Source organism: Zavarzinia marina, assembly GCF_021568905.1.
Taxonomy (GTDB): Bacteria; Pseudomonadota; Alphaproteobacteria; order Zavarziniales; family Zavarziniaceae; genus Zavarzinia; species Zavarzinia marina.
Genome location: NZ_JAKGSB010000006.1, coordinates 196307 through 222106, shown reverse-complemented (window position 1 = coordinate 222106; position 25800 = coordinate 196307). Strand labels below are relative to the sequence as shown.

The window sequence follows — 25800 nt, the reverse complement described above, 5'->3', positions numbered from 1 at the left end:
CTCAGGTTTGGCGCCCTTCCGTCGGGAGATCCCGGCCTTCGCCGGGATGACGGATCAGGGATATCACTGCAATTCGGAAATCGGCGCTTCGGTGCGGTCGTAGCCGGCTTCGGCCGGGATGACCAGAACCTGGCCCGCCGGGCGGTCCTCCAGCCAGGGCTCGACCCGGACGGGCGGCTTCGCGCCGGCCCGCGCGATGGCGCCGGCGGCACTTTCGTCGCGGGCGAGAACCGAGAGGTTCATCCGGGTCGGGAAGATGACGGAGCGGCGCCCGGCGACGGCATCCGCGATCGCCGCCGCGGGCTGGATCCAGATACTGTCCACGGTCTCCCCGCCGTCGTGCAGCGCGAGTTGGTCCGCGGGCGCGTTTGCCAGGAAGAAATGGGTGTCGAAGCGCTTCGGCATGAAGGTCGGCGTCACCCAATGGGAATAATGGGTGAGAAGATCGAGGGCCAGGGTCAGATCCTCGGCCGCGACCATGTCGAGGATCCCGATCTCACCCTTGGCCATGGGCTGGCGCCACTTTGCCTCCAGCGCGGCGAGACGCGCCGCGTTCACCAGGGCGCCGTCGGCGCCGCGCGCCAGAAGGACGCCGCATTCCTCGAAGGATTCGCGGACGGCGGCGACGGCGAAGGGCGTCAGCGCCTCGGCGAAACCGCTATTGGGGCTCAGGCGCACGGCGAGGTCGGGGGCCGAATCCCGCTCGTCCACCTTGCCGCCGGGGAACACCAGGGCGCCGCCGGCGAAATCGATCTGGTAATGGCGCTGGACCATGAAGACTTCGAGCCCGCCCGCGCCGTCGCGCAGCAGAAGGACGGTGGCGGCGGGGCGCAGGCGGGCTTCGGTCATGGTCTTCAGTCCTTGATCACGGCCTTGCCGTTGTTGATGGCGACCACATCGCGTTCCACCACGCGGGTGCGGAACGAGACCACATTGCCGTCGCGCCACATCTGGGTTTCCAGGGTCTCGCCCGGGAACACGGGGGTGGAGAAGCGGGCGTTGAATTCCACGACCTTGGTCGGATCGAAGTCGCAATAGGCTTCAACGACGGCACGGCAGGCGTTGCCATAGGTGCACAGCCCGTGGAGGATCGGCCGGGGGAAGCCCGCCATCTGGGCGAAGTTCGGGTCGGCGTGCAGGGGATTGCGGTCGCCCGACAGGCGGTAGATCAGGGCCTGGCTTTCCAGCGTCCTATAGGCGACCGACTTGTCGAAATCGCGCTCGGGCAGGACATGGGGGGCGGGGCCGCCGCCGGCCGGGCCGCCGAAGCCGCCATCGCCGCGCGCGAAGATGGTCATGCCAAGGGTCACCAGCAGCTGGCCGGTCGCCTTGTCGCGGATCTCGGTGTCGGCCAGGATGATGGCGCCCTTGCCCTCGCCCTTGTCGAAGCAGCCGGTCACCTTGCCCTTGCACTCGATGGTGCCTTCATAGGGCAGGGGGGCGTGGACCGTCAGGCGTTCCTCGCCGTGCACCACCATGATGAAGTTGACGCCCGACTTGGCCAGCAGTTCGTTGTCCCAGGCGACCACGGTCGCCTGGCTGGGCAGTACCTTCAGGCCGTTCTCGTAGACGAAGGGCAGCTCGTCCGCGTTCAGCGGATCCAGCCCCATGCCGAGGCCGAGGGCATAGAGCATGGTCTCGCGGTCGGTATAGCTGACGGTCCAGGGACCGGATTCCAGCTTCATGATCTTTTCGTAGTCGATCGCCACGTCACTCTCCTCTGCGTTTTTCGCGTCGTTATTGGGTCAACAGGCTGCCCCTTCGGTGGGGCAGGGGATGCCTGCCCGCGACCTTGGCCGCCGGCAGGCCCGGCCGGGCCAGCGGATGGCCGGCGCGGGCGAAGAGGATGCCGTCGGTCCGGCTGGCAAGGGGCGTGCGCCGGCCGGTGACCGGGTCCAGGACTTCCGCCACCACATCGCCGGCGGCGATCATGTCGCCCGCCGCGCGGTGGAACACCAGCACGCCGCCATGGGGGCATTCGATGATGTCGACCCCGTCGAGCGGCGTGCCGTCGCAGAGCAGGGGCGGCAGCGGCCCGGGATCGCCGGCGATCAGGCCGCGCCGCTGCAGGAAACGGAACAGGCCGGCGGCGTCCGCCGCGGCAAGGGCATCGTCGACGTCCCGGTCGCCGCGCAGTTCGACCGTGGTGGACAGGCAGGCAGGCGGAATCGGGGTATCGGGAAAGCGGTTCGCCAATTGCCACCAGATGCCGCCCACCGCCTCGTCGAAGGGCTCGCCCCCCGAAACCTCGGCATAAAGCGCGGCGCGGGCCCCGAGATCGGCGGCGAGATCGGCCGCCCCCGGCCACAGCGGCGTGCCGAGATAGAGATGCATCACCGCGACATCGTCGCAATGAAGGTCGAGGGCGATATCGGCATCGACCGCCAGTCTCATCAATTCGAGGCGCAGATGGTCGACCTCGGACTTCGGCACGCGGGCCTCCAGCAGGCGGCGGCATTCGGCGCGGATCAGGGCCACGTTGCGGTCGGCATCATCGGTCAGGTCGCCGGCGACGGCATCGCCGACCGGCCCGGCCAGATCCGGATAGAGACGATTGAAATTGCCGAGACTGTCGAATTCGAAGCGCCCGGCATGCTTGCCGAACAGATATTGCGACAGGCCGATCGGATTGGCATGGGGCACGACCACGATTTCGCCCGTGACCTCGGCCCCGTCGAGCAGCGAAAGGAGATGCTGCACGACCACGGGGCCCGGCAGTTCGTCGGCATGAAGGCCGGTCTGGACATAGGCCTTGGGGCCCTTGCCGGCCGTGCCGTAGCGATGAACGGTGATCTGCCGCGCCGTGCCGGGGCTCGATGCCATCAGGGTGATGGTCTCTGTTCTGCGTGCCGCCACGTCGTCTCGCTCCCTCTCGACGCCTGACTTGGTGCAACGCTCGCTTGGCCCTGTCAAGGCGGTGGACGGGAACGTCGCGTCAGCCTTGTGCTCGGCGGGGGGCTTCTGGTCGGGCGGCGCCCGTGCTAGGGCTTTTCCCAACGAAAAGAGGAGAGGCCCATGGCGTATCAGGCTTTCGACGTCACCATCAAGGACCGCATCGCCCATCTGCAACTCAAGCGCCCCGAGGCGCTGAACACCATGATCCCGGCGTTCTGGACCGAGATCCGCGACATCTTCACGGACCTCGGCGGCAATCCGGACGTGCGCGTCGCGGTGCTGTCCTCGACCGGCAGGCATTTCACCGCCGGCATGGACCTGTCGCTCTTCGCCAGCCTGGCCCCCCAGATCGAGGATCCGGCCCGCATGCGCGAGGAATTCCGCCGCAAGGTTCTGGCGCTGCAGGACTGCTTCTCGATCATGGAACGCCAGCGCTTTCCCGTGCTCGCGGCCATCCAGGGCGGCTGCATCGGCGGCGGCGTCGACATGGTGACGGCCTGCGACATGCGCTATGCCACCCGGGACGCCTTCTTCCACATCGCCGAGATCAATATCGGCATGACGGCGGACGTCGGCACCCTGCAACGCCTGCCCAAGCTGATCCCCGAGGGCGTGGTGCGCGAACTGGCCTATACCGGGCGCCGCCTGCCGGCCGAACGGGCCAAGGAACTCGGCCTCGTCAACGAAGTCTACGACAGCCAGGAAGCGATGCTGGAGGGCGTGATGGCGATCGCCGGCGAAATCGCCGGCCACAGCCCGCTGGCCGTCGCCGGCTCCAAGGAAATGCTGAACTACAGCCGCGATCATTCGGTCGCGGACGGGCTCAACTATATCGCCACCTGGAACGCCGCCATGATCTTCGGCAACGACATGCCGGCGGCCCTGGCCGCGCGCATGCAGAAGCAGGCGCCCGAATTCGAGAACCTGCCCGCCCCGGCGGCAAAGCTGCTCTGACGTTCAGGCCCGCACCCTTTCCCCCTTCGGATCCCAGAGCGGGGAGAGGGTGACGCGGGCCGGGAAGCGTTCCGTGGCGATTTCCAGTTCGTAGGTGCCCGCGAGCACGAAATCCCGGTCCACGCCCGCCGCGCGCCGGACATAGCCATAGCCGATCGCCTTGCCGATGGTGTGGCCATAGCCCCCGGACGAGAGCCAGCCGACCCGTTCGCCATCGCGGAAGATCGTCTCGCGGCCCAGCAGCACGGCGTCAGGGTCGTCGACCGTGAAACCCGCCAGCATCCGGGGCAGGGGCTTTGCCTTGATCGCCAGCAGGGCGTCGCGGCCCAGGAAATCGCGGCCCGACTTCAGTTTCACGGTAAAGCCGAGGCCGGCGACCAGCGGATCATGGTCCGGCCCGATGTCCGATCCCCAGGCCCGGTATCCTTTCTCGAGGCGTAGCGTCTCGATCGCGCGATAGCCGGCATCCATCAGCCCGAATTCGGCGCCCGCCGCGAACAGCGCGTCATAGACATTGGCGGCGAATTCGCTCGGGACATGCAACTCGAAGCCCAATTCGCCGACATAGGTGAGGCGGATCGCCAGGACCGGGGCGCCGGCCAGGCGGATCTCGCGGCAGGCGGAAAAGGGCAGGGCTTCGTTCGAGACATCATCCCCGGTCAGGCGTTCCAGGATCGCGCGGGACTTCGGGCCCATCAGGGAGAGCACGGCGAAAGCCGACGTCACCTCGACCAGATGGGCATCCAGGCCCACGGGCATGTTGCGGGCGATCCAATTGAAGTCGTGGGTGGCGAAGCCGGTGCCGGTGACGATGTAATAGCGATCGGGCGACAGGCGCGCGACGGTCAGGTCGCATTCGATGCCGCCCCTGGCGTTCAGCATCTGGGTATAGGTGGCACGGCCGGGCGGGCGCATCACGTCGCCGGCGCAGATCCAGTCCAGCGCCGCCGCCGCGTCGCGACCGACGACATAGGCCTTGGCGAAACTGCTCTGGTCGAAGATGACGGCGGCTTCCCGTGCCATGCGATGCTCGCGCGCCACGGCGTCGGTCCAGCCAGGACGGGTGAAGGAATAGACGTCCCGCGCCGTCTCGCCCGGGGCGGCGAACCAGTTCGGGCGCTCGAAACCCATCTTCTCCCCGAAACAGGCGCCCTTGGCCTTCAGCCGGTCGTAGAGTGGGGAACGGCGCAGGCCCCGCGCGCTCTCATATTCCTCCGCCGGCCAGGCGATCGTGTAGTGGCGGGCATAGGCTTCCAGCGTCCGGTCGCGAACGAAGCCGGTGTCGCGGTGGTGGGGGCCGAAACGGCGGATGTCGACGGGCCAGAGATCGAAGGGTGCTTCGCCCTCCGCCACCCATTCCGCCAGCGCCATGCCGGCGCCGCCGGCGGAGGCGATGCCGAAAGCGTTGAACCCCGCCCCGACGAAGAGGCCACGCACCTCCGGCGTCTCGCCGATCATCCAATTGCCGTCGGGGGTGAAGCTTTCCAGCCCGTTGATCATCTGCTTGATGCCGGCCTCGGCAAGGGCCGGCACGCGGCCCATGGCGCGTTCCATGATCGGCTCGAAATGATCGAAATCGTCGGGCAGCAGGCGGAAGGCGAAATCGGCGGGCGCCGTTTCCGCGCCCCAGGGAATGGGGTTCGGTTCGTAACCGCCCATGACCAGCCCGCCGACCTCTTCCTTGTAATAGGTCAGGCGGTCGGGATCCCGGAGCGTCGGCAGGGAGGACGTGATGCCCGGGATCGCCTCCGTCATCACATATTGGTGCTGCACGGGGTAGAGCGGGACATTGGCCCCGGCAGTTGCCGCCAGCGCCCTTGTCCAGAGTCCGGCGCAGAGCACCACCTTCTCCGCCCGGATCGTCCGGCCGTCGGCGACCAAGCCGGTCACGCGGCCATTCTCGACCGACAGCCCGTCGACCGAGACCCCTTCGGCGAAGCGGGCGCCGGCCATGCGCGCCCCCTTGGCCAGCGCCTGGGTGATGTCGGTCGGATTGGCCTGGCCGTCGGTCGGCAGGAAGGCAGCGCCCACCAGATCGTCGACCTGCATCAGGGGCCAGAGATCGCGCGCCTCCGCCGGGGACAGCAGATGCATTTCGAGGCCGAAGCTGCGCGCCGTGGTCGCCTGGCGTTTCACCTCTATCCAGCGGTCGTGATTGCAGGCGAGGCGCAGGCCGCCGTTCATCTTCCAGCCTGTGGCCTGACCCGTCTCCTCTTCCAGGCGGCGGTAGAGATCGACGGAATAGCCGAGCAGGCGGGTGATATTGGCGGAGGTGCGCAATTGCCCGACGAGGCCGGCGGCATGCCAGGTCGAGCCGGCGGTGAGCTGATGGCGCTCGAGGAGCAGCACCTCCAGCCCCCGCTTCGCCAGGTGATAGGCGGTGGAGCAGCCGACGATGCCGCCCCCGACGATGATGATCCGGGCACTATCGGGCAGGTCGGTCATGAGCGGTCCATGGCGGCGAATTGGCCGAGCGCCGCCTCGAACCGGGCCAGGTTCTCGGCGGTATAGGCGGCATAGTCGAAGTCGAGGCCGGAATGGATCTCGGACACCATGCTCCACATCGCCTCGCGCAGCAGGGAGGCGCAGCGGACGGCGGCGAAGCGAAGGCGCAGGTGATCGTCCACCCGGGGGAAACAGGCGCCCAGCATCGCGGCGTCGTCCGCCGCGCCGAAGCCATTGTTGGACGACAGGCCGGCCAGATCGAAGAGCGGCGTGTTGAAGCCGGCGTAGTCCCAATCCACCAGCCACAGCCGGCTGCCGTCGTCGATGAAATTGGCCGCCAGCAGGTCGTTGTGGCCGAAGATCAGATCGATCGGGCCTATGGTTCGTGCCAGCCGATCGGCGACGGCCAGCAAGTCGGGCAGGTGTCCCGCCAGCCGGTGGCCGCCCTCGCGGAGCGCATGGCCGTAGTGGCGCAGGACATGGAAGGTGTTGAAGGACAACAGGGGGCCGCGCAGGTGATCCGCCATGTCGCGGTGCGCCCGCGCGACCAATTCGACACAGGCATCGCGCCGCCGTCGCACCCCGGCCTCGTCCAGGGTCTCGCCCTCGACGAAGTCCAGCACCAGATAGCCGGGGCCGGCGTCGAGCACGGCGGGCGAGATGCCGGCGGCGGCGGCGGCGCGGCTGGCGGCGACCTCGTTGAAGCGCATGATGCCGTGCACCGGAATGTCGCCGCCCAGGCGGACGACGGCTTTCCGCGTCGCGTCCGTCACCACGAAATTGCGGTTGGTGATGCCGCCCGACAGGGCCTCGACCGTGATTTCGCCCCGCCAGAGGGGCAGGGCCCGGATCGTCGCCAGGTCGGTCTCTGAAGGCGCGTCGGCGGTCATCGGCCCCCGTGGGTGTTGGCTTTTGCTCGCTGGATCGTGGACCGGCGGGCGCGGCCATGCAATGCGAAGGGTGCGGAGCAGCGTGGATTTCCGCGCCTTTCGTGGAAATCCTTGCTTGACCTTCATGGATCGGGCGCCCATCTTGTCGGCCATGATGACCCGCGTGATCCGGACCCTTCTCGGCCGACTTATTTGACCGGCGCCTCCTAGGCGTCGGGCGGAACGCCATGTTCCGATATCGGTAGTCCCGATCTTCAGCCAGCCGCTTCGATCAACGCGAAATTCACACATGTCCCGCCATACTCGCTTCGAGACCGTTCTTCGGTCCGCCGTTCATCCCTTCGCCCTCGGTGCCGTTTCGCGGGCGCTGGCGCGACTTATCGGGGCCGTGGCGCCCCTTCGTCCCGCTGCCGCGGCCTGATTGCCTGAACCGATACCGAAGACCGAAAGACAGATTCCGAGGACCCGACAATGTCCCGCATGCCCATCGAGAAATACCGCGCCTTCCAGCCCATCGACCTGCCCGACCGGCAGTGGCCGTCGAAGGTGATCACCAAAGCGCCGATCTGGTGCTCCGTCGACCTGCGCGACGGCAATCAGGCCCTGATCGAGCCCATGGGCCACGAGCGCAAGCTGCGCATGTTCCGCACCCTCGTCCAGATGGGCTTCAAGGAGATCGAGATCGGTTTCCCCTCGGCCTCGCAGACCGATTTCGATTTCGCCCGCTTCCTGGTGGACGAGGGCGAGATCCCGGACGACGTGACCATCCAGGTGCTGACCCAGGCCCGCCCCGAACTGATCACCCGCACCTTCGATGCGGTCCGGGGCGCCAAGCGTGCCATCGTGCACCTCTATAATTCGACCTCGACCCTGCAGCGCCGGGTGGTCTTCGGCCTGGACCGCGCCGGCATCAAGGACATCGCGGTCAAGGGCACCGAACTGGTGAAGAGCCTGGTGCACACGATCCCGGAGACCGAGATCGTCCTCGAATATTCGCCCGAGAGCTTCACCGGCACCGAACTGGATTTCGCAAAGGAAGTCTGCGAGGCGGTGATGGACGTCTGGCAGCCGACGCCGAAGAACCGGATCATCATCAACCTGCCGGCGACCGTCGAAATGGCGACGCCGAACATCTATGCCGACCAGATCGAATGGTTCATCCGCAATGTGAAGTGGCGCGACCGCTATATCCTGTCGCTGCATCCCCATAACGACCGGGGCACCGGCGTGGCCGCCGCCGAACTGGGCATGATGGCCGGCGCCGACCGAGTCGAGGGCACCCTGTTCGGCAATGGCGAGCGCACGGGCAATGTCGACGTGATCAATATCGCGCTCAACATGTTCACGCAGGGCGTCGATCCGGACCTGGAGATCGACGACATCGACGACCTGCGCCGCACGGCTGAATACTGCAACCAGCTGCCGGTGCACCCGCGCCACCCCTATGTCGGCGATCTGGTCTTCACGGCCTTCTCGGGCAGCCATCAGGACGCCATCAAGAAGGGCCTCGCCGCGCGCCGCCAGCAGAACGACGTCGTCTGGGAAGTGCCTTATCTGCCGATCGATCCGGAAGACCTGGGCCGGTCCTACGAGGCGGTGATCCGCGTCAATTCGCAGTCCGGCAAGGGCGGTGTCGCCTATCTGCTGGAAGAGGATTACGGCCTGCACCTGCCGCGCAAGCTGCAGATCGAATTCAGCCGCGTGGTGCAGAACCACACGGATACCACCGGCAAGGAAGTCTCCGCCGCCAATCTGTTCGACATGTTCGAGAAGGAATATTTCGAGGCGAAATATCCCCTCGAATTCCTGCACCACAACACCCTGCCGGGCAACGACACGGGTGAGAACAGCACGATCACGTCGCGCGTGAAGGTCTACGGCGAAGCGAAGGAGATCCACGGCAAGGGCACCGGCCCGATCGACGCCTTCTGTGACAGCCTGGCCAAGGAACTGGGCATCGGTCTCGAAGTGGTGGACTACAGCCAGCACGCCGTCGGCCACGGCTCCAACGCCGAGGCGGTCACCTATGTCGAGATGAAGGGGGAGGGCAACCGCACCCTCTATGGCGTCGGCCGCGACCGCAACGTCACCGTCGCCTCCCTGAAGGCGGTGGCCAGCGCCGCCAACCGGCTCCACGCGGCGAACGCCCGGGGCTGATCGGGGCAGGGGGTGGGAGCGGCGTTTCGCCCCTCACCCCAACCCTCTCCCCGCAAGCGGGGCGAGGGCGTTCGTTTCGTGCTCGGTCCGCCCTCTCGCCCCTTTGGGGAGAGGGGTGAGGCGAGGGGGCTCGCCGGGGATCACAGATCCCGTTCGACCGCGAACCCCTCGTCGGCCCAGCCGGTCATACCGCCGATCATGAGTTTCACCGGCCGGCCCAGGGCGGCGAGGCGGAGCGCGGCGCGGTCGGCGCCGTTGCAATGGGGCCCGGCGCAATAGACGACGAAGACCGCGTCCGCCGGATAGCGGGCCAGCCGTTCGGCATCGATTTCCCGATGCGGCAGATTCTCGGCGCCCGGTACATGGCCCCGGGCAAAGGCGCCCGGGCCGCGCACGTCCAGCAGTATGAAATCCGCCGGCCCTTCGGCCAGCACCGCGTGAACGTCGGCGCAATCGGTCTCGAGCGACAGGCGGCGGCGGAAATGGGCTTCCGCCTCGGCCGGCGGGGCGGGGGGGATCGCGGTCACGATGCTCGGCATGGGGTACCTCCTGATGGTGCGATCATCGGGCCGCCGCCGCCGCGCTGGAAGATGGCGCGATTGCCGATTATCATCAAGATCATGCCAAAGCCTGTCTTCGCCGATCCATCGCCCGACCGCCTCGTAGTGGCGCTGGCCTATGACGGTCTGTGCACCTTCGAATTCGGCCTGGCGGTGGAGGTTTTCGGCCTGCCCCGGCCGGAAATGGGGCCGGACTGGTATCGCTTCGCCGTCGCCGCCGTCGATGCGGGACCGCTGGCGGCGACCGGCGGGGTCCGACTAATGGTGGACGGCGGGCTGGACCTGCTGGACCAAGCGGGGACCGTGATCGTGCCGGGCTGGCGCGGGGTCGAGGCGCCGGTGCCGGACGCCCTGTCGGCCGCATTGCGCAGGGCCCACGGGCGCGGGGCACGGCTGCTGTCGATCTGCTCCGGCGTCTTCGTGCTGGCCGCCGCCGGCCTGCTGGACGGGCGTCGCGCGACCACCCATTGGCGCTATGCCGCGGCGCTGTCCACGCGCCATCCGGCGGTGACGGTCGATCCCGACGTTCTCTATGTCGACGAGGGGCAGGTCCTGACCTCGGCCGGGTCGGCGGCGGGGCTCGATCTCTGCCTGCATCTGGTGCGGCGCGATTTCGGCGCCTCGGCGGCGAACAGCGTCGCGCGGCGCCTGGTGTTGCCCGCCCACCGCGACGGCGGCCAGGCCCAGTTCATCGAGCGGCCGGTGCCCCGGCCTTCCGGCACGGCCCGGCTCGGGCCCCTGCTGGACGACGTGCTGGCCCATCTGGACCGATCCCACCCCTTGGCCGAACTGGCGGACCGGGCGGGCATGAGCCTTCGCAGCTTCCTTCGCCATTTCCGCGCCGCGACCGGCATGGCGCCGGGCGAATGGCTGCTGGCGGAGCGTCTGCGCCGGGCCCGCGATCTGCTCGAAGCCGGAGACGCCGGGATCGAGCAGGTGGCGCTGGCCTGCGGCTTCGGCACGGCGGCGACGCTCCGCCACCATTTCAACAGGCGGCTCGGGATCAGCCCAGCCGCCTATCGCGCCCGCTTCAGGCGCGGCGTTCCCTGATGCTGGGCAGGAACACCGTGAGGACGCCGAGGAGGGGCAGCCAGCCGCAGAGCCGGTAGACATATTGGATGCTGGTCGCATCGGCGATCTGGCCGATCACGGCGGCGCCGATACCGCCGAGACCGAAGGCGACGCCGAAGAACAGGCCCGCCACCGTGCCCACCCGGCCGGGCATCAACTCCTGGCCATAGACCACGATCGCCGAGAAGGCCGACGACAGGATCAGGCCGATCAGCACCGAGAGCACGCCGGTCCAGAAGAGGCTGGCGTAGGGCAGGGCCAGGGTGAAGGGCAGCACCCCCAGGATGGAGCCCCAGATCACGTATTTCCGCCCGATGCGGTCGCCGATTGGCCCGCCCGCGATGGTGCCGACCGCGACCGCGCCCAGGAACACGAACAGCCGCACCTGCGCTTCGCCGATGGAGAGGCCGAAACGGTCCATCAGGAAGAAGGTGTAATAGCTCTGGAAGCTCGACATATAGATGAACTTCGAGAACATCAGGGTGATCAGCACCACCATGGCGCCCGCGATCCGCGCATTGCCCAGGGCGACGCCGCCGATCGAGGCGCGTGTCGGCGCGGCGGCGGCGAGGCGCCGGGGACCGTACCAGGTGCCGACCCGCCACAGCACGCTCATGCCGAGAAGGGCCAGCGCGGCGAACCAGGCGACGGAACTCTGGCCGTTGGGCAGGACGATGAAGGCGGCGACCAGCGGCCCGAGGGCGGAGCCCGCGTTGCCGCCGACCTGGAACAGGGATTGCGCCAGCCCGTGTTGCCCGCCGGAGGCGAGCCGCGCGACACGCGACGATTCCGGATGGAAGATCGACGAACCGGAGCCGAGCAGCGCGGCGCCGAGCAGCAGCACCGGGTAGGACCAGGCCTGGGAGATCAGCACCAGCCCCGACAGGGTCAGGCCCATGCCGACGACCAGGGAATAGGGCTTCGGATATTTGTCGGTATAGAGGCCGACGAAGGGCTGAAGGATCGAACCCGTGCCCTGGAAGGTCAGGGTGACCAGGCCGACCTGGGCGAAGTCGAGGGCGAAATTGGCCTTCAGCATCGGATAGATCGCCGGCAGCAGCGATTGCAGCAGGTCGTTCATCAGATGGCAGGCGCTGATCGCCAGCAGGATCGCATAGGTCGTGCCGGCGCCTTCCTTTGCGGGGCGGGCGGCGGCGGTCAGGGTCGTGTCGCTCATCTCGGTTCTCGTCGGGGCGGAAATTCCCGCTGGTGCGCCGTCATCCTATGCTATGGAATCTGGCCTGCCATCGCGGCTGGGTCGATCACTTTCGGGAGTGGGCCATGGCGCGGAATATCAGTGTTGCGGAATTCGAAGCCGTGCCCCGGCCCGTGCTCGCCGTCGGCAATGACTATCCCGCGGGTTATGAAATCACCCCGCACCGTCACCGGCGCGGCCAGCTCCTGCATGCGGTCGAAGGCGTGATGCTGGTGACCACCGACGCCGGCACTCTCCTGGTGCCGCCGGATCGCGCGGTCTGGATCCCGCCCTGGCTGACCCATGCCATGCGCTCGACCGGTGCGCCGCTCGCGGTGCGCAATCTGTTCGTCGAACCGGGGGCGATCGACGGCCTGCCGGCGGAAAGCCGGGTGGTGCGCATCACGCCCCTGATGCGGGCCCTGATCCTGGAGGCGGTGGACCTGCCCCTCGAATATGAGGAGAGCGGAAGGCCCGCCGCCGTCATGTCGCTGCTGCTGCACGAATTGGTGGCCCTGCCGGTGCTGCCGCTGGGCCTGCCCATGCCGGTTTCGGGGCCCCTGGCGGACCTCTGTCACCGTTTCGCCGAAGCCCCCGATCCCCATGCGACGATCGACGACTGGTGCCGCCGCCTGAACATGAGCCGGCGCAGCTTCACCCGGAATTTCCGGGCCGAGACCGGCCTCAGCTTCGCGCAGTGGCGCCAGCGCGCCTGCCTGTTCGCCGCCCTGCCGCGCCTCGGCGCCGGCGAGGCGGTGACCAGCGTCGCCCTCGATCTCGGCTACGAGAGCGTCGCCGCCTTCACCACCATGTTCCGCCGTCTGCTGGGCGAGGCGCCCAGCCGCTACTTCCAGTCGCCGGCCTGACCGGGACCGGGCGGGGGACGGTTGCGCGCCGTCATGGCGTCCAGGGCATCGCCGAAGCCGGCAAGGGCCATCGGAAAGATCATGGGCTTGCCGTTCTTGCCGATGACGATCACGCCCGCCGTCTCGTGATCGCGGAAGGGTGCGAGCACGGCGGCATCGTGCAGCCCCTCGATGAAGCAGCCCTGGGGCTCGCATCGGGTGACCAGCCAGTCGGTGATGTCGGGCTCGACCCCCTCGATCCGGACGTGGAGGCCCGGCGGGATCAGGAAGCCGAGCGGCAGCAGGATCTGTACCGCGTATTTGTCCTTGTCCGGCGCATAGGCCAGCGACGCCTGCATGATCGGCTTGCCGGTCTCGCGGCTGGCCACGGCCTGGGTGATGTCGCAGGGCGGCAGGGCGTCCGTGCGCTCGACGCAGCGCATGGTCCACGCCCCGAAGACCTCCGTCTCCATTTCGGCGGCGGCGTCCTGGGCCCGGGCGGCCGCGAGGGGCGCGGCCAGCACGAGGAAAGCGGCGGCAAGCCTGAACGAGCGGTGCGTCATGAATCGCCTTTCGGTCTTCGTCGAACGTCGCGTACCGTGGGGATAGCACAGTTCCGCCGTTGGTGGGCAGGTCGACGAGCCCCGCGCTGGACGCGATGCGGCCCTGACCTTAACGTCACGCCGGGCCCGTAACTTCGGGCCGCCGACGGCGAACATAGGTTTGCGGCAGTCCCGCCGCCCGATCCCGAAAGGAGAGACGTGATGACCTCCTGCCCCCTTCCCCTGGGCCGGGCCTTGAAGCCCGCAGAATTTCCGGCCCCTCGCATCGACGTGCCGCCCGGCGACGGCGCCGAGCAGAGCGCGGTGCTGGCGGGCGGGTGCTTCTGGTGCACGGAAGCGGTCTATCGCGCGGTCGACGGCGTCCTCGGCGTCGAGCCGGGCTATGCCGGCGGTACGGCGGCGACGGCGGACTACCGCACCGTCTGCACCGGCATGACCGATCATGCCGAAGTGGTGCGCATCCGCTTCGATCCGGCGCGCGCGTCCTATGGCCAATTGCTCCGGCTGTTCTTCTCGGTCGCCCACGACCCGACGCAATTGAACCGCCAGGGCAACGACGTCGGCCGCCAGTATCGATCGGCCGTGTTCCCGGCCGACGATGCGCAGAAGGCGGCGGCGGAAGACTATATCCGCCTGTTGTCCGAGGCCGGCGCCTATGAGGCCCCGATCGTCACCACGATCGAGCCCCTGGGCGCCTTCTACCCGGCCGAGGCCTATCACCACGACTATGCGGCGCAGAACCCGCGCCAGCCCTATATCGTGCATGTCGCCCAGCCCAAGGTGGCAAAGCTGCATGCGTCCTTTCCGGACCTCCTGAAGCGGGACTGAGCCCGCCGCAAGTCACTGTCCGGCGTCGCGGAGGAATTCCTCCGCGGCGATGGCGAAATTGAGCGCCTGGGTGTCGCGCAGCATGAAGGTGGTGATGCCCAGAAGATTGCCCCGGTTGTCGAACAGCCCGCCGCCCGACGAGCCGGGCGAGATCGGCGCGCTGGTCTGGACGTATTGCTGGCCCTTGTGGCGGCGCTTCGACGAGACCAGGCCCTCGCCGAGGGTGAGGTCCAGACCCGACGGCGCGCCGACCGTATAGGCGCGCTCGCCGATCACCACGTCGGCATGGCTGCGGATCGCGACATGGGCGGGCAGGTCCGGCTTGTCGACGCGGATGATGCAGCGGTCGCCGTCCTCGTCCATCAGTTTCACGGTGACGGGCCGAAGATCCGACATGTCCTCGTTGCGGAAGATGCCGAAGAACTGCTGGTCCTCGAGCACGTGGCAATTGGTGAACAGGTGCTGGTCCGAGACCGCGACGGCCGACCCCTGGCTGAAGCCGTCCTCCAGATAGGGCAGGTCCCCGCGCATCGGCGAGGCGACGACAACCCAGACCGAATCCTTCACCTTCTGGAACAGGCCGGCCGGATCCAGCGGCTGGGTCTCGACGGCCATGGGCAGGCTGGGCAGGGGGACGAGATCGCGGGCATCGGCGGTCGCCGGCGGGCGCGGCCGGGAAGGTGCCGGCGCTGGCGGCCTCGCGGGCGCCGGTTCGGCGACATCGGGGCCCGCGCCGTCCTCGCCCCGGTCCGGGGTCTCGCCGACGCGGGCGTCGTTCTTCTCGTAGAGGCCGACTTCGGTGTCCGGCGGCGGCGGTTCCGGCGGGCCGAGGACGTCGGGCACCTCGAACTCGCTGGCGATCGCCGGCACGATGACCCCGTCGCTGCCGGCCGGGTGGAAATAGGTGAAGCCGACGATGGCCCTGGCCCTTCGCTCGACCCGGCCGATGAAGTGCTGGCGGCCCTCCCGCCCCTCGAACAGGAAGCCCCGGGCGCCGCGTTCGATCCGGGTGATGGTCTTCTGGCCGTCGTCCAGGCCGCGCACCGACTGGAAGAAGGCTTCGAACTCGCGGTCGGACATGGGATCGATGACCTCGATCTCCAGGCGGCGCGCGCCGTCGTCGCTGGCGAGGACGCGGCTGCCGCCTTCGGTCGCGCGCGCCCTGGTCAGCAGGATGCCGGGATAGCCGACGCGATAGCCGAGATCCTGATTGATGTAGGAGGTCCAGCCCGCTTCGGCCCGCGCGGTCATGCCCTGGCGCAGCAGTTCGATCTTCTGGTCCTCGGTCAGTTCGCCCGTGGCACGCTCGCCGATGGCGCGCTGGAAGGCGCGGACGGCGCCGCGGGTCGCCTCGTCCATGACGCCGTCGGCGATTCGCGCCGAATGGCCGGCCCAGATGAGGGCGAGCTGGAGCTTGCGGGTATCGTCGTCGGCCGCCAGTTCGCGCAGGCCGTTGCCGTCGTCGGGCGCGATGCCGCCCGCCCCGCCTGCTTCTGGAACGCCCGCTTCGGGAGCGGGCCGCGCCTTGACCGAAGGCAGGCCACCCTTGCCGGAGGCGGCGAGGAGGGGTGGCGCCATCAGGCCGACGATCAGCGCCGCGACCGACGCGACCGCCAGCGAACCCTTGCGCCGCGCCGGCCGCCGGCCCCCCACAGAAGACTTGTTCATGCCCCGACTGCCCGTTTGATCCCGCATGGCGGCAGACTATGACATCCGCCGGCCGGGTCCAATCCCATGCGTCGGGGGTGGACGGCGATCGGCATCGGCATATTTTTCGGTCGGTGGCCGAAGTGTGATCCGCGACATTGTCTCGCCTCCGCCGCATTGTTGTTCTAGGTTTCCGGTCCGACGCCGGACGCCGCCAGGGGACGCGGTCGTCGGCCGACATCGCGTATAGGGGAAACTCACCGGAAGGGGAGACAATGAACAAGATCGTCATCGGCGCCGTAACCGCCGTGGTGGTTGGCGTGGGGGCCGCGGCAGGCTGGTATTTCCTCGGCAAGGAAAGCGGCCCGGGGCCGGTCGCCGGGGCGGCGCCCGCCCTCGACTGCGCCAACATCCAGACCAGCGTGGATGCGACCTTCGCCGCCCTTCCGCCCGAGGTGAAGGCGACCTACAGCGGCCTTCAGTGCAGCCCGCAGAAGCTGCTCTTCGCCGAACTCCGCTTCGGCGTCCTCGGCGCCGGCGGGACCGAGGACGGCGCGCTGCGCCTCGAAAGCGTGGTGATCGAGAACGCCTTCGCGGCCAATGCGAAGACCGTCTTCGATTCGGCCTCCTATCCGGAAGGCCAGGCTCCCGGAACCGCATTCCTGCCGATCGCGGGCCGCCTGACCGCGGCCAAGGTCACCATCGGGCCCGAGGGCGGCGGCGGTCTCGGCTTCGAGAACCTTCAGGTCGCCGATCTGGCGGCGCGCCAGTTCGCCAAGGCGCCGCCCGCCACTCTCGCGGAGCTGGGCGGCTTCGGCCCGACCGAGGCGGCGGACATCCTGCAGGCCTTCAGCTTCTCCTCGATCAGCGTCGCCAATGTCGCGGGCGGTCCGCCCGACAGCGGGACGCCGGGGGCCACCAAGACCGTGATGAGCATCGCCTCCATCATGCTCTCGGCCTTCGACGGCAAGTCGCTCGGCGCCTTCGACCTGAGCACTCTCGCCACCGTTCCCGAATATGGCGACGGCAAGGTGACAATCGGCGGCATCGCGCTGCGCGGCATCGGCGTCGCCGATCTCGCGGCGCTGGCCTCCGCCGCCGGCGGCATGGTCGACGAAGGGGCCCTGGGCATCCGCGCCCTGCTCTCGATCAGCGCCGAATCGGCCGTCCTCTCGGATTTCGAGGCGACGGGGATGGATTCGCCCGAGGATCGGGTGACCCTGAAGCGCGTCGCCATCGAGAACCTGAAGGCGCTCGCCTTCGACGAGCTGAGCATCGAGGGCGTGGACGGCCTCGTCTCCGACGCCGACGTCGCCTTCTCCCTGCAGAAGCTGGCGATCGGCGGTGTCGACATCGGCAGCGCCCTGGCGCCGCTGACGGAGGACAGTTCGGCCGAGCCCGATTTCGCCAAGATGCGCATCGACAGCTACGAGATGGCGGGCCTCTCCTTCGGGCCGAAGGACGGCGCCAAGGTGACCCTCGAATCCATGGTCGGCAGTTCCTCGGACTATGTCGACGGCATCGCCACCAAGGGGTCGGGCAAGATGACCGGCTTCTCCCTGCCGATCAGCATCATTCCCGAGTCCGAGCGCCAGCCCCTGGTCGATCTCGGCTATGAGGCGATCAAGCTCGAGCTGAACACCGACTACACCTTCGAGCCCGAGACCAAGACCATGGACCTCGAGGATTTCACCTTGACCGTGGTCGACGGCGGTTCCCTGACCCTGAAGATGAAACTCGGCAACTTCGACGTCAAAGCGCTGCAGGAAGCGTCCCAGTCGTTCGAGCCGCCGCTGGCCCTCCTCGACGCCAGCGTCGTCGAGGCGAGCCTCGCCTATAAGGAAAACTCCCTGATCGACCGCGTGCTGAAGATGGTGTCGAAGCAGATGCAGGCGACGCCGGATGCGCTGGTCGAGCAGGTCAAGGGTTTCCTCCAGCTGCAGATGGCGAGCGCGCCGGGCGACGTCACCAAGGCGGCGGTCCAGGGCCTGCTCGACTTCGTGAACAAGCGCGGCGGCCTGACGGTGGCGCTGTCGCCCGAAAAGCCGGTCTCCTTCCAGGAACTGAGCGAGAAGGGCGAGGACATGGAAGGCATGGCCAAGGCCCTGGGCCTCACCGTGACCGCCGACTGAGGCCGATCACGACCATATAGGGGAGGGCGTCCGCAGCGGCGCCCTCCGTTCCGTCCGGGCCCCGCGTGGGCCCGGATGCCGTTGGACCCGGAAAGACCGAGTGAAGGGCCGGACATGGGACGGATCATTCTGGCAGTCGTCGCCGTCGTCGCCGTGCTCGGCTATGGCGCCTATCATTTCCGTTTCGCGCTGCTCTCCTTCATGGTGACGCCGTCCGGCCGCTTCGACGCGGCGCATGTCCCGCCGGCGCCCGACTATGACGATCCCGATGCCTGGCTGGCCCTGCCCGACCGGGCGGATTCGGCCGATCTCGTGCCGAAGGGCGCCGTTCCCGGGGACAATCAGGACCATGCCCCGGTCGATGCCTTCTATGTCCATCCGACGACCTATGTCGATGCCGCCGGCTGGAACGCGCCCTTCGACGATCCGGATGCCGGGCGATTGGCCGGCGAGCTCGGGCAGGCGGCCGTCTTCAACGGCTGCTGCCGGGTCTATGGCCCCCGTTACCGCCAGGCGACCCTGGCGGCCTTCCAGGACGAATCGCGGGAGGACGGGCGCAAGGCCTTGGGGGTCGCCTATGACGACGTCCTCGCGGCCTTCCGCCATTATCTCGCCCATTGGGGCGGGGACCGGCCCTTCATCCTGGTCGCGCACAGCCAGGGCACGCTGCACCTCCAGCGCCTGCTGGCCGAGGTGGTGGCACCGGATGCCGACCTGCGGCGCCGGCTGGTCGCGGCCTATGCGGTCGGCTATCCGCTGCCCGTCGAGCTCTTCGACGGGGTGCTGGCGCCGCTGCGGCCGTGCCGCGCCCCGGGCGCGACCGGCTGCGTCCTCGCGTGGTCCAGTTTCGCGCGCGACGGCGCGCCCGACTTCTACCGCCATCGGGCGGAAATCTGGGATCCGAAGCGTGACACGGGCTTCGCGCCGGTGGCGGGCCGGCCCATCCTCTGCGTCAATCCGGTCAGCTTTACGATGGACGAGGCGGAAATCCCGCGCGAGGCCAATCGCGGCGGCACGGTCCGCTCGATGGTCACCGGCGAGCTGGAACCGCTGTCGACCGCCCTGGTGGACACCCGCTGCCACGACGGCATCCTGCGCATTTCCGAGCCGGAACCCTATGTCTTCCGGGCGATCCTGCTGCCGGGCGGCGACTATCACGTCTACGACTACGCCCTGTTCTGGCAGGACATCCGCCTGGACGCCATCGCCCGCGTCAACGCCTATCTGCGGCGCGGGACGCCGGCGCCGAGCCCCATGCCCGAGGCGGCGGGCGAGGTGCCGTGATCAGCCGGTGACCGTCTCGACGAGATAGAGGCAGAGACCGATCAGGCCACCCACCACGGTGCCGTTGATGCGGATGAACTGGAGATCGCGGCCGACCTGGGTCTCCAGCTTGGTCACGATCATGTCCTTGTCCCATTTCTGCACGATCGAGCCGATCCATTCGCCGATCTGCTCGCGCCGGGCGACGATGGTGGAATTCACCGCCTGCTCGATCCAGCTCTGCAGGGTGTGGCGGATCGCCGGATCGCGCGTCAGGGTCTCGCCGTAGACGCGCATGGCGGCGTCGATCTGGCGCCTGAGGCCCGAATCCTCGGCCATGGCGTCGCGGTGGATGCGCTCCTTCAGGGCGCGGGCGATATCGCGGAAATATTGTTTCAGGGTGTCGTTGCCGAGGAGGCGGTGGAGCAGGGCCTCGCCCTTCTCGCGCATCTCGGGGCTGGTGCGCAATTCGTGGACGAAGGCCTGGGTCGCCTCGTCGAACTGCTGGCGCCACGGGCCCTCGGGGTCGCGGATCTCGGTCAGCGTGTTGTCCAGGGCGCTCAGCACCTTGGTATAGACGGCACGGTCGACGGCCTTCGGCAGCCAGCGCGGCAATTGCTCGTCCACCCGCTTCTCGATCAGTTCGCGATTGTCGTGGACGAGGCGGTGGGCGCGCTCCAGCAATTCGTCGAGCAGGCGCTGGTGATGCCCCTCGTTGGTCAGGAGCTGGACGACCTGGCCGAGCACGGGGGCGACGCCCATGTCCTTCACGCGGGCCGACAGATTGGTCTGCATGAAACGGCCGACGTCCTCGTCGTCGAGGGCGTTCAGGATCGCGGGCACGGATTTCGCGATGCGTTCGGACGCGCGGGCGCGATTTTCCGGCTCGTCCAGCCAGTCGGCGATGATCTTGGGCAGATCGACCTGGCGCAGCTTGGCCGTCACCTCCTCCGGTTTCAGGAAGTTCGAGGCGACGAATCGGCCCAGCGTCGAGCCGATGCGCGCCTGATTGCGCGGCACGATCGCCGTATGGGGGATCGGAATGCCGAGGGGGTGGCGGAACAGGGCGGTGACGGCGAACCAGTCCGCCAGGCCGCCCACCAGGGCCGCCTCGGCGAAGGCGCCGGGAATCTCGACCCAGGGGAACTGGGGCGCCAGCAGGCGGCTGGCCAGGAAGATCGCCGCCATCAGCAGGATCATCAGGCCCGCCACGCGCTTCATGCGGCGCAGCGCCGCGGCCTTCTCTTCGTCGGTCAGGGGAACCGGCTGGGATATCGTCATGGCCTCGCGTTGACGTTGCTGATAAATCGTCGGCCAGACTGACGGCACGGCGCCGCGTGTCAAGCCGTGGGTGTCGAAGCGTCCTGGATCGGGGCGTCCTGGATCGGGGCGTCTCTAAGCGGCGGACAATTGCCCGCGCGCGGCGCCGCCGCGCGGGAAGAGCAGGGACAGGGCGCCATGGGGCCGGAACGGCGACCATTCGCCCTCCGCCTGGGCCAGCCGGTCCGCGATCACCAGGAGCGCGGCGACATTGTGGCCCAGCCCGCAATGGCTGCCCCGGACGCGGACGTTCTGGCGCATCGGGCCGTCGGCTTCGAGACAGCCGCGCCAGGCGACGATCCCGTCCGAATGGGAATAGACGGCGGTGGAGGGCACGCCGTCCACGGGGGCGAACATCTGCTGGGCATAGGCTTCCGTGACGTCGTCGACGGATTCGCCCGACAGGCGCTCGAACAGGCGCCAGGCATTGGTCGATTTGGGCCCGGCGGCGATCGGGCTGCCCAGGGTGATGATCTGGCGCACCAGTTGCGGCGCTTCCCGCGCGATTTCGCGGGCGTAGACGCCGCCCAGGCTCCAGCCGATGATGGAGACCTTGCGGCCGTGGGCGCGCACGATCTCGAGCAGGCGATGGCGCAGCCCGTCCTCCAGCGCCGCGTTGGGCCCGAGGTTGCGGCCCAGTTCCCAGGCGTGGACGGAATAGCCGCGGTGGGTCAGGAAACGGCGCAGCAGCACGGTCGAAAGATCGCTGGCGAGAAAGCCGGGCAGCACCAGCACGGGATGGCCGTCGCCGCGCGGCGCCATGCGCAGCAAGGGGCCGACCTTGATCGAGAACAGCAGTTCGGGGATCGCCCGCGTTTCGGCGACCGCCAGCCATGTCGGCGGCGGATCGGGCTCCCTGGCGATGGCGCGCATGTCGCCTCCGGTTCCTGTGGTCTGTCGTCCGTCGCGGACCCTGCCCGCGCCCCGGGGGGCGGGCGTGCCGCGTTCGGGCGCGCCGGCGGGGCGCGCGTCCGAGCTTATGGCGCCGGCTGCTTCTGACATGGTCTATTTGGCGGGTTCGTCCAGCATCTTGGCGATCGCGCCGCGCAGCGACGACGGCTTGGTGACCGACGCGGCGGTCTCGACCAGGCGGCCTTCGCCGTCGAAGAGGTACTTGTGGAAGTTCCAGCGCGGCCGCGCCATGGGGCGCTGTTCCGCGATCCACTTGAAGAAGGGATGGGCGTCCGCCCCGGTCACCGGCACCTTGGCCGCCAGGGGGAAGGTGACGCCATAATTGATTTCGCAGAAGCTGGCGATCTCGTCCGAGGTGCCGGGCTCCTGACCGGCGAAATCGTTGGACGGCACGCCGACCACCACCAGCCCCTTGGGCCCGAATTCCTCATAGAGCGCCTCGAGCCCCTTGTACTGCGGGGTGAAGCCGCATTTCGACGCGGTATTCACCACCAACAGGGGCTTTCCGGCATATTGCGACAGGGGTATCTCGCCGCCGCGCAGGCCGTCGAAGGTGAAGGCATGGGCGGAGCCGTCGGGCGTCTTCTTGCCCGTCGCCGCGTCGACCACCGCCGTGGCGATGCCGGTCAGCGGGTTGTCCCGCAGGACCTTCCCCAATTTGTCGAACATGACGATCTCTCCTGTTGGCGCCATTATAGAACACTGTCGGGCGCGCGCGGCAAGCGGGCGCAGGCGGAAGGCGCCGTTCCCGGCGGCCGGTCCGAAGGGGCGCGGGCGCGGGCGGTATCGGGGCGCCGGATTGACTCAACGGCGCGTTTCGTCGCCAATACGGGGCTTGGGAAGGCGATGGCGGACCCGGTCTTGAGCACGTTCAGTTTCATTCGACGCACCTTCATGCTGGCGGCGGAGGCGCGCGCCACGGTCGAATTGGCCGGTCTCGCCGCGAGTTGGGGCCTGCTGTCGATGACCGCGCGGGGCGACGGCCACCCGGTCCTGGTGGTCCCCGAATTCCTGACTGGCGACATCGCGACCTGGCCGTTGCGCCAGTTCCTCGGCGATCGCGGCTATGCCGTCTATGGCTGGGACCAGGGATTCAACCTGGGGCCGAGGCCCGACGTGATGGCGGCGCTCCAGGCGCGAATCGCCCATCTGGCGGATCTCCACGGCACCAAGGTCAGCCTGGTCGGGGTCAGCATCGGCGGCATCTATGCCCGCGAGGCGGCGAAGAGCCGGCCGGACGCGGTGCGCGCGGTGATCACCCTCGGCACCCCGACCCGCCCGCTGGCGGACGACGTCCTGAGCGGCGATGCCCCGCAGAGCCTGATCGACGCCCTTCGCCTCGCCGTCGAATCGATGCGCGACCGGATCGCCAAGGCGCCGCCCGTGCCGACGACGGCGATCTACAGCCGCTCCGACGGTCTGGTCGCCTGGCGCGCCTGCCTCGAAGCGGACGGCCCGATGCACGAGAGCATCGAAGTCTTCTCCAGCCACCTCGGCCTTGCCCACAATCCCCTGTCGCTGCGCGTGATCGCCGATCGCCTGGCGCAGATCGAGGGGCTGTGGAAGCCCTATGCCCAGCGCCGCCTCGCATAGCGGCCGGTCGCGCGATCGGATCTTGCCGCCACCGGTCGCTGGCGATCGGATCTTGCCGCCACCGATCGCTGGCGATCGGATCTTGCCAACGCGGATGACTTCGGAGAAGCTCCGCGCTCCGCTCTTCGGAGCCGTGCCCGCTTGGTGGAATGGTAGACACAAGCGACTCAAAATCGCTCGGCGCAAGCCATGTCAGTTCGAGTCTGACAGCGGGCACCACCGCTCTTCGATGATGCTTCGCGGCGCCGCCGCCTTTCTTCTCTCGCTCTGTCTCTTCTTCGCGGCACAGGGACCTGCCCGGGCCGAGCCGGCGCTCTGGGTCGTGCGGGACGCGGATTCGACGGTCTATCTGTTCGGTACCATCCATATCCTGCCGGCGGACCTCGACTGGCGGGACGCGCGCATCGACGCGGCGCTGGCGGCGTCCGACGAGCTCTGGCTCGAGGCCGACATCGACAATATTCTCGGCTCGATCTTCTCGACGCTCCGCTATGCGATCAACTACGGCATCGATCTCGACAAGCGCCTGTCGAAGGAGGATGCGGCGCGCCTGCACCGGGCCGAACGGCGCATGGGCATGCCGAAGGGCGGTCTCAACCGGCTGCGCCCCTGGCTCGTCTCCATGATGATCGAGACGGGCGGGCAGGCCGGCGACATGGCGGTCGGCGCCGACGGCGACCTGATGATCATCGCCGAGGCGGCGGGCAAGGAGATCCGCTTCCTCGAAACCCTGAACGAACAGTTCAGCCTCTTCGCCGGTCTCGAACCGGAACAGGAACTGGACCTGTTGCGGGCCACGCTCGACCGGATGGACGATGCCGGCAAGGCCGGCATTCCCGACCTGATCGAGGCCTGGATGTCGGGCGACACCGACCGGATCTACGGTCTCTTCGAAAGCGACGGCCAACTCGCACCCGGCGGCCCCCTCTACGACAGGGTGATGCGCCAGCGGAACGTCAATTGGGTCGGCCAGATCGGCGACCTCATGGCAGGCGCCGGCACCAGCTTCATCGCCGTCGGCGCGGGCCATCTCGCCGGGCCCGACAGCGTGCTGGTGATGCTGGAAGCCGAGGGCTATCGGATCGACCGTATCGGCGGCGAAGGACCGTGAGGGGACGCGCCATGTCCCTGTGGTCGAGGGCGTTCAAATGGGCTGGCCTGGTTCTTCTCCCGTTTTTTGCGTTCGGCGGCGCTGCATCGGCGGAACCGGCTCTCTGGGTGGTGCGGGACGGGGATTCGACCGTCTATCTGTTCGGGACGATGCATGCCGTCTCCGCCGATTTCGAATGGGCCGATCCGCGTGTCGTCCGGGCTTTCGAGCAGTCGGATGAGCTGTGGCTCGAAGTCGACATCAGCAACGACTTCGATTTTACGGTCGCTATTCTGACTTACGGCGTAAACTACGGAGCTTCCTTCGTCGAGGAACTGACCGATGAAGAAATCGAACTTGTGGACGAAGCAGCGGAACGGTCCGACATCCCGCCGGTGATTTTAAGGCATCTGCGGCCCTGGGCCGTCAGCATGCTGATCGATGTCAATCTCATTTTTGGTCGAGGCGGCGAAACGAATGCTTATCCGGACAACGATCTCGAGATCGCCGCGTCGAGCGTCGACAAGCCTGTGCATTATCTCGAGACGATTGGCGACCAGCTTCGTGCGTTTTCCGAAATGGATTGGGATGCCGAACTGCACATGATGCGCGTACGACTTCATTTCGTCCGGGACGAAGAGGGGAGCCGATTGGTCGCAGAGAAGATGGCGAACGCCTGGCAGGGAGGAGACGTCGAAGGCATCGAGGCCGTCATCGGCGACGATTTCGAACCCGGCTCCTTGAACGACCGGCTGTTTCGGCAACGCAACGAACGCTGGATGGCGAAGATCCGCGATGTCCTGACCGGTGCAGGAACCAGCTTCATCGCCGTCGGGGCGGGGCATCTCGTCGGGCCGCACAATGTGCTGGCCCTGCTGGAAGCCGAGGGCTATCACCCCGAGAGAATCCACAGCGAAGGCGCGGATCCGCGCTGAAGGGAAGGTCATGGTCGGAAGTTCGCGTCGATCCCGCCCGGTGTTCATGGCAGCACTTCTCCTCGTGCTCGGCTCGGGGGCCATGCTGGCCGGGGCGTTCGGGTTCCAGGTCTTCGGTGGGCTGGCGCCCTGCGAACTCTGCCTGTGGCAGCGCTGGGCCCATGCGGGGGCGATCGCGGGCGGCGTGCTGGCCCTGGCGCTGAGCGGGCGGCCGCGTGGCGGGGCGCTGGCGCTCGGCGTTCTCGCGCTGCTGGCCGGGGTCGGCATCGCCGTCTTCCATGCCGGGGTCGAACAGGAATGGTGGGAGGGGCTGGCATCCTGCGGCGGTGGCGGCGGCAATGCCGCCACGGTCGAGGAGATGCTGACGGCGATCGAACAGGCGCCGCTGGTCCGCTGCGGCGATATCGCCTGGTCGTTCCTGGGGCTTTCCATGGCGGTCTGGAACGCGGTGGTTTCCGCGCTGCTCGCCGGCGTCGTCGGCTTCGTCGCGACGCGCCGGCGCTGA

Annotated in this window: 23 protein-coding genes and 1 tRNA gene; 12 read left to right on the top strand and 12 right to left on the bottom strand. The window is 68.2% G+C overall.

The genetic code is table 11. From position 1 onward, the window contains the following. Positions 1-63 precede the first annotated feature (63 nt). The 3 genes from L2U69_RS16480 to L2U69_RS16470 are packed head-to-tail and all read right to left on the bottom strand — an operon-like array spanning position 64 to position 2856. The gene (locus L2U69_RS16480; RefSeq protein WP_236108221.1) at positions 64-849 is read right to left on the bottom strand and encodes an NUDIX hydrolase; all 786 of its coding nucleotides are present in this window, start codon (positions 847-849) and stop codon (positions 64-66) included. A 5-nt stretch (positions 850-854) separates the two neighbouring features. Beyond that, positions 855-1709 (bottom strand): MaoC family dehydratase, encoded by an 855-nt coding sequence (locus tag L2U69_RS16475; RefSeq protein ID WP_236108220.1) that lies wholly within the window; start codon positions 1707-1709, stop codon positions 855-857. A gap of 28 nt (positions 1710-1737) precedes the next feature. Beyond that, positions 1738-2856, bottom strand: coding sequence for a succinylglutamate desuccinylase/aspartoacylase family protein (locus L2U69_RS16470; RefSeq protein WP_236108219.1), 1119 nt, complete (start codon positions 2854-2856; stop codon positions 1738-1740). A 159-nt stretch (positions 2857-3015) separates the two neighbouring features. Here L2U69_RS16470 and L2U69_RS16465 point away from each other — a divergent pair, with 159 nt between their 5' ends. Next, on the top strand, positions 3016-3849 hold the full coding sequence (locus tag L2U69_RS16465) for a crotonase/enoyl-CoA hydratase family protein (protein ID WP_236108218.1): 834 nt from the start codon (positions 3016-3018) through the stop codon (positions 3847-3849). Positions 3850-3852: 3 nt separating this feature from the next. Here L2U69_RS16465 and L2U69_RS16460 read toward each other — a convergent pair whose 3' ends face one another. Further along, positions 3853-6294 carry a GcvT family protein gene (locus L2U69_RS16460; protein WP_236108217.1) on the bottom strand — a complete coding sequence of 814 codons (2442 nt, stop codon included), beginning with the start codon at positions 6292-6294 and terminating at the stop codon, positions 3853-3855. After that, positions 6291-7184 (bottom strand): choline/ethanolamine kinase family protein, encoded by an 894-nt coding sequence (locus L2U69_RS16455; protein WP_236108216.1) that lies wholly within the window; start codon positions 7182-7184, stop codon positions 6291-6293. Before L2U69_RS16455 ends, L2U69_RS16460 begins: the two co-directional genes overlap by 4 nt. A 471-nt stretch (positions 7185-7655) precedes the next feature. Here L2U69_RS16455 and leuA point away from each other — a divergent pair, with 471 nt between their 5' ends. Next, the gene (leuA, locus tag L2U69_RS16450; protein WP_236108215.1) at positions 7656-9341 is read left to right on the top strand and encodes a 2-isopropylmalate synthase; all 1686 of its coding nucleotides are present in this window, start codon (positions 7656-7658) and stop codon (positions 9339-9341) included. 140 nt (positions 9342-9481) lie between these two features. Here the strand turns inward: leuA and L2U69_RS16445 are convergent, their stop codons facing one another. After that, positions 9482-9880 (bottom strand): rhodanese-like domain-containing protein, encoded by a 399-nt coding sequence (locus L2U69_RS16445; RefSeq protein ID WP_236108214.1) that lies wholly within the window; start codon positions 9878-9880, stop codon positions 9482-9484. Positions 9881-9961: 81 nt separating this feature from the next. Between L2U69_RS16445 and ftrA the strand changes: the two genes are divergently transcribed. Continuing rightward, on the top strand, positions 9962-10951 hold the full coding sequence (gene ftrA, locus L2U69_RS16440) for a transcriptional regulator FtrA (RefSeq protein ID WP_236108213.1): 990 nt from the start codon (positions 9962-9964) through the stop codon (positions 10949-10951). Here ftrA and L2U69_RS16435 read toward each other — a convergent pair. Continuing rightward, complete coding sequence (locus L2U69_RS16435; RefSeq protein ID WP_236108212.1) at positions 10932-12149, bottom strand: MFS transporter; 1218 nt, start codon at positions 12147-12149, stop codon at positions 10932-10934. The two genes, ftrA and L2U69_RS16435, sit on opposite strands and share 20 nt — an antisense overlap. A 104-nt stretch (positions 12150-12253) precedes the next feature. On the opposite strand from L2U69_RS16435, the gene L2U69_RS16430 reads away from it, so the two are divergent. After that, on the top strand, positions 12254-13033 hold the full coding sequence (locus L2U69_RS16430) for an AraC family transcriptional regulator (protein ID WP_236108211.1): 780 nt from the start codon (positions 12254-12256) through the stop codon (positions 13031-13033). Here the strand turns inward: L2U69_RS16430 and L2U69_RS16425 are convergent. Next, positions 13012-13575, bottom strand: coding sequence for an invasion associated locus B family protein (locus L2U69_RS16425; RefSeq protein ID WP_236108210.1), 564 nt, complete (start codon positions 13573-13575; stop codon positions 13012-13014). The two genes, L2U69_RS16430 and L2U69_RS16425, sit on opposite strands and share 22 nt — an antisense overlap. A gap of 201 nt (positions 13576-13776) precedes the next feature. Between L2U69_RS16425 and msrA the strand changes: the two genes are divergently transcribed. Further along, positions 13777-14403, top strand: coding sequence for a peptide-methionine (S)-S-oxide reductase MsrA (gene msrA / locus L2U69_RS16420; protein ID WP_236108209.1), 627 nt, complete (start codon positions 13777-13779; stop codon positions 14401-14403). Positions 14404-14415: 12 nt separating this feature from the next. Here msrA and L2U69_RS16415 read toward each other — a convergent pair whose 3' ends face one another. Continuing rightward, a complete protein-coding gene (locus tag L2U69_RS16415) occupies positions 14416-16071 on the bottom strand; it encodes a trypsin-like peptidase domain-containing protein (RefSeq protein WP_236108208.1) in 1656 nt (551 codons plus the stop codon). A gap of 254 nt (positions 16072-16325) precedes the next feature. Here L2U69_RS16415 and L2U69_RS16410 point away from each other — a divergent pair, with 254 nt between their 5' ends. Beyond that, the gene (locus L2U69_RS16410) at positions 16326-18182 is read left to right on the top strand and encodes a hypothetical protein (protein ID WP_236108207.1); all 1857 of its coding nucleotides are present in this window, start codon (positions 16326-16328) and stop codon (positions 18180-18182) included. 114 nt (positions 18183-18296) lie between these two features. Continuing rightward, positions 18297-19466 carry a DUF3089 domain-containing protein gene (locus L2U69_RS16405; RefSeq protein WP_236108206.1) on the top strand — a complete coding sequence of 390 codons (1170 nt, stop codon included), beginning with the start codon at positions 18297-18299 and terminating at the stop codon, positions 19464-19466. Here L2U69_RS16405 and L2U69_RS16400 read toward each other — a convergent pair whose 3' ends face one another. The 3 genes from L2U69_RS16400 to L2U69_RS16390 form a co-directional block, all read right to left on the bottom strand. After that, positions 19467-20726, bottom strand: coding sequence for a DUF445 domain-containing protein (locus L2U69_RS16400; protein ID WP_236108205.1), 1260 nt, complete (start codon positions 20724-20726; stop codon positions 19467-19469). It abuts the gene before it with no gap. 114 nt (positions 20727-20840) lie between these two features. Further along, entirely contained in the window at positions 20841-21638 is a 798-nt protein-coding gene (locus L2U69_RS16395; RefSeq protein ID WP_236108204.1) for an esterase/lipase family protein, read from the bottom strand. Between the two features lie 132 nt (positions 21639-21770). Then, the gene (locus tag L2U69_RS16390; RefSeq protein ID WP_236108203.1) at positions 21771-22346 is read right to left on the bottom strand and encodes a glutathione peroxidase; all 576 of its coding nucleotides are present in this window, start codon (positions 22344-22346) and stop codon (positions 21771-21773) included. Between the two features lie 192 nt (positions 22347-22538). Here L2U69_RS16390 and L2U69_RS16385 point away from each other — a divergent pair, with 192 nt between their 5' ends. From L2U69_RS16385 to L2U69_RS16365, 5 genes are all read left to right on the top strand, one after another. Further along, complete coding sequence (locus tag L2U69_RS16385) at positions 22539-23270, top strand: esterase/lipase family protein (RefSeq protein ID WP_236108202.1); 732 nt, start codon at positions 22539-22541, stop codon at positions 23268-23270. Between the two features lie 135 nt (positions 23271-23405). Continuing rightward, positions 23406-23489: transfer RNA gene (locus L2U69_RS16380), tRNA-Leu, on the top strand. 10 nt (positions 23490-23499) lie between these two features. Beyond that, positions 23500-24381 (top strand): TraB/GumN family protein, encoded by an 882-nt coding sequence (locus tag L2U69_RS16375; protein ID WP_236108201.1) that lies wholly within the window; start codon positions 23500-23502, stop codon positions 24379-24381. A gap of 11 nt (positions 24382-24392) precedes the next feature. Continuing rightward, positions 24393-25295 carry a TraB/GumN family protein gene (locus L2U69_RS16370; RefSeq protein WP_236108200.1) on the top strand — a complete coding sequence of 301 codons (903 nt, stop codon included), beginning with the start codon at positions 24393-24395 and terminating at the stop codon, positions 25293-25295. 46 nt (positions 25296-25341) lie between these two features. Further along, positions 25342-25800 carry a disulfide bond formation protein B gene (locus L2U69_RS16365; RefSeq protein ID WP_236108199.1) on the top strand — a complete coding sequence of 153 codons (459 nt, stop codon included), beginning with the start codon at positions 25342-25344 and terminating at the stop codon, positions 25798-25800.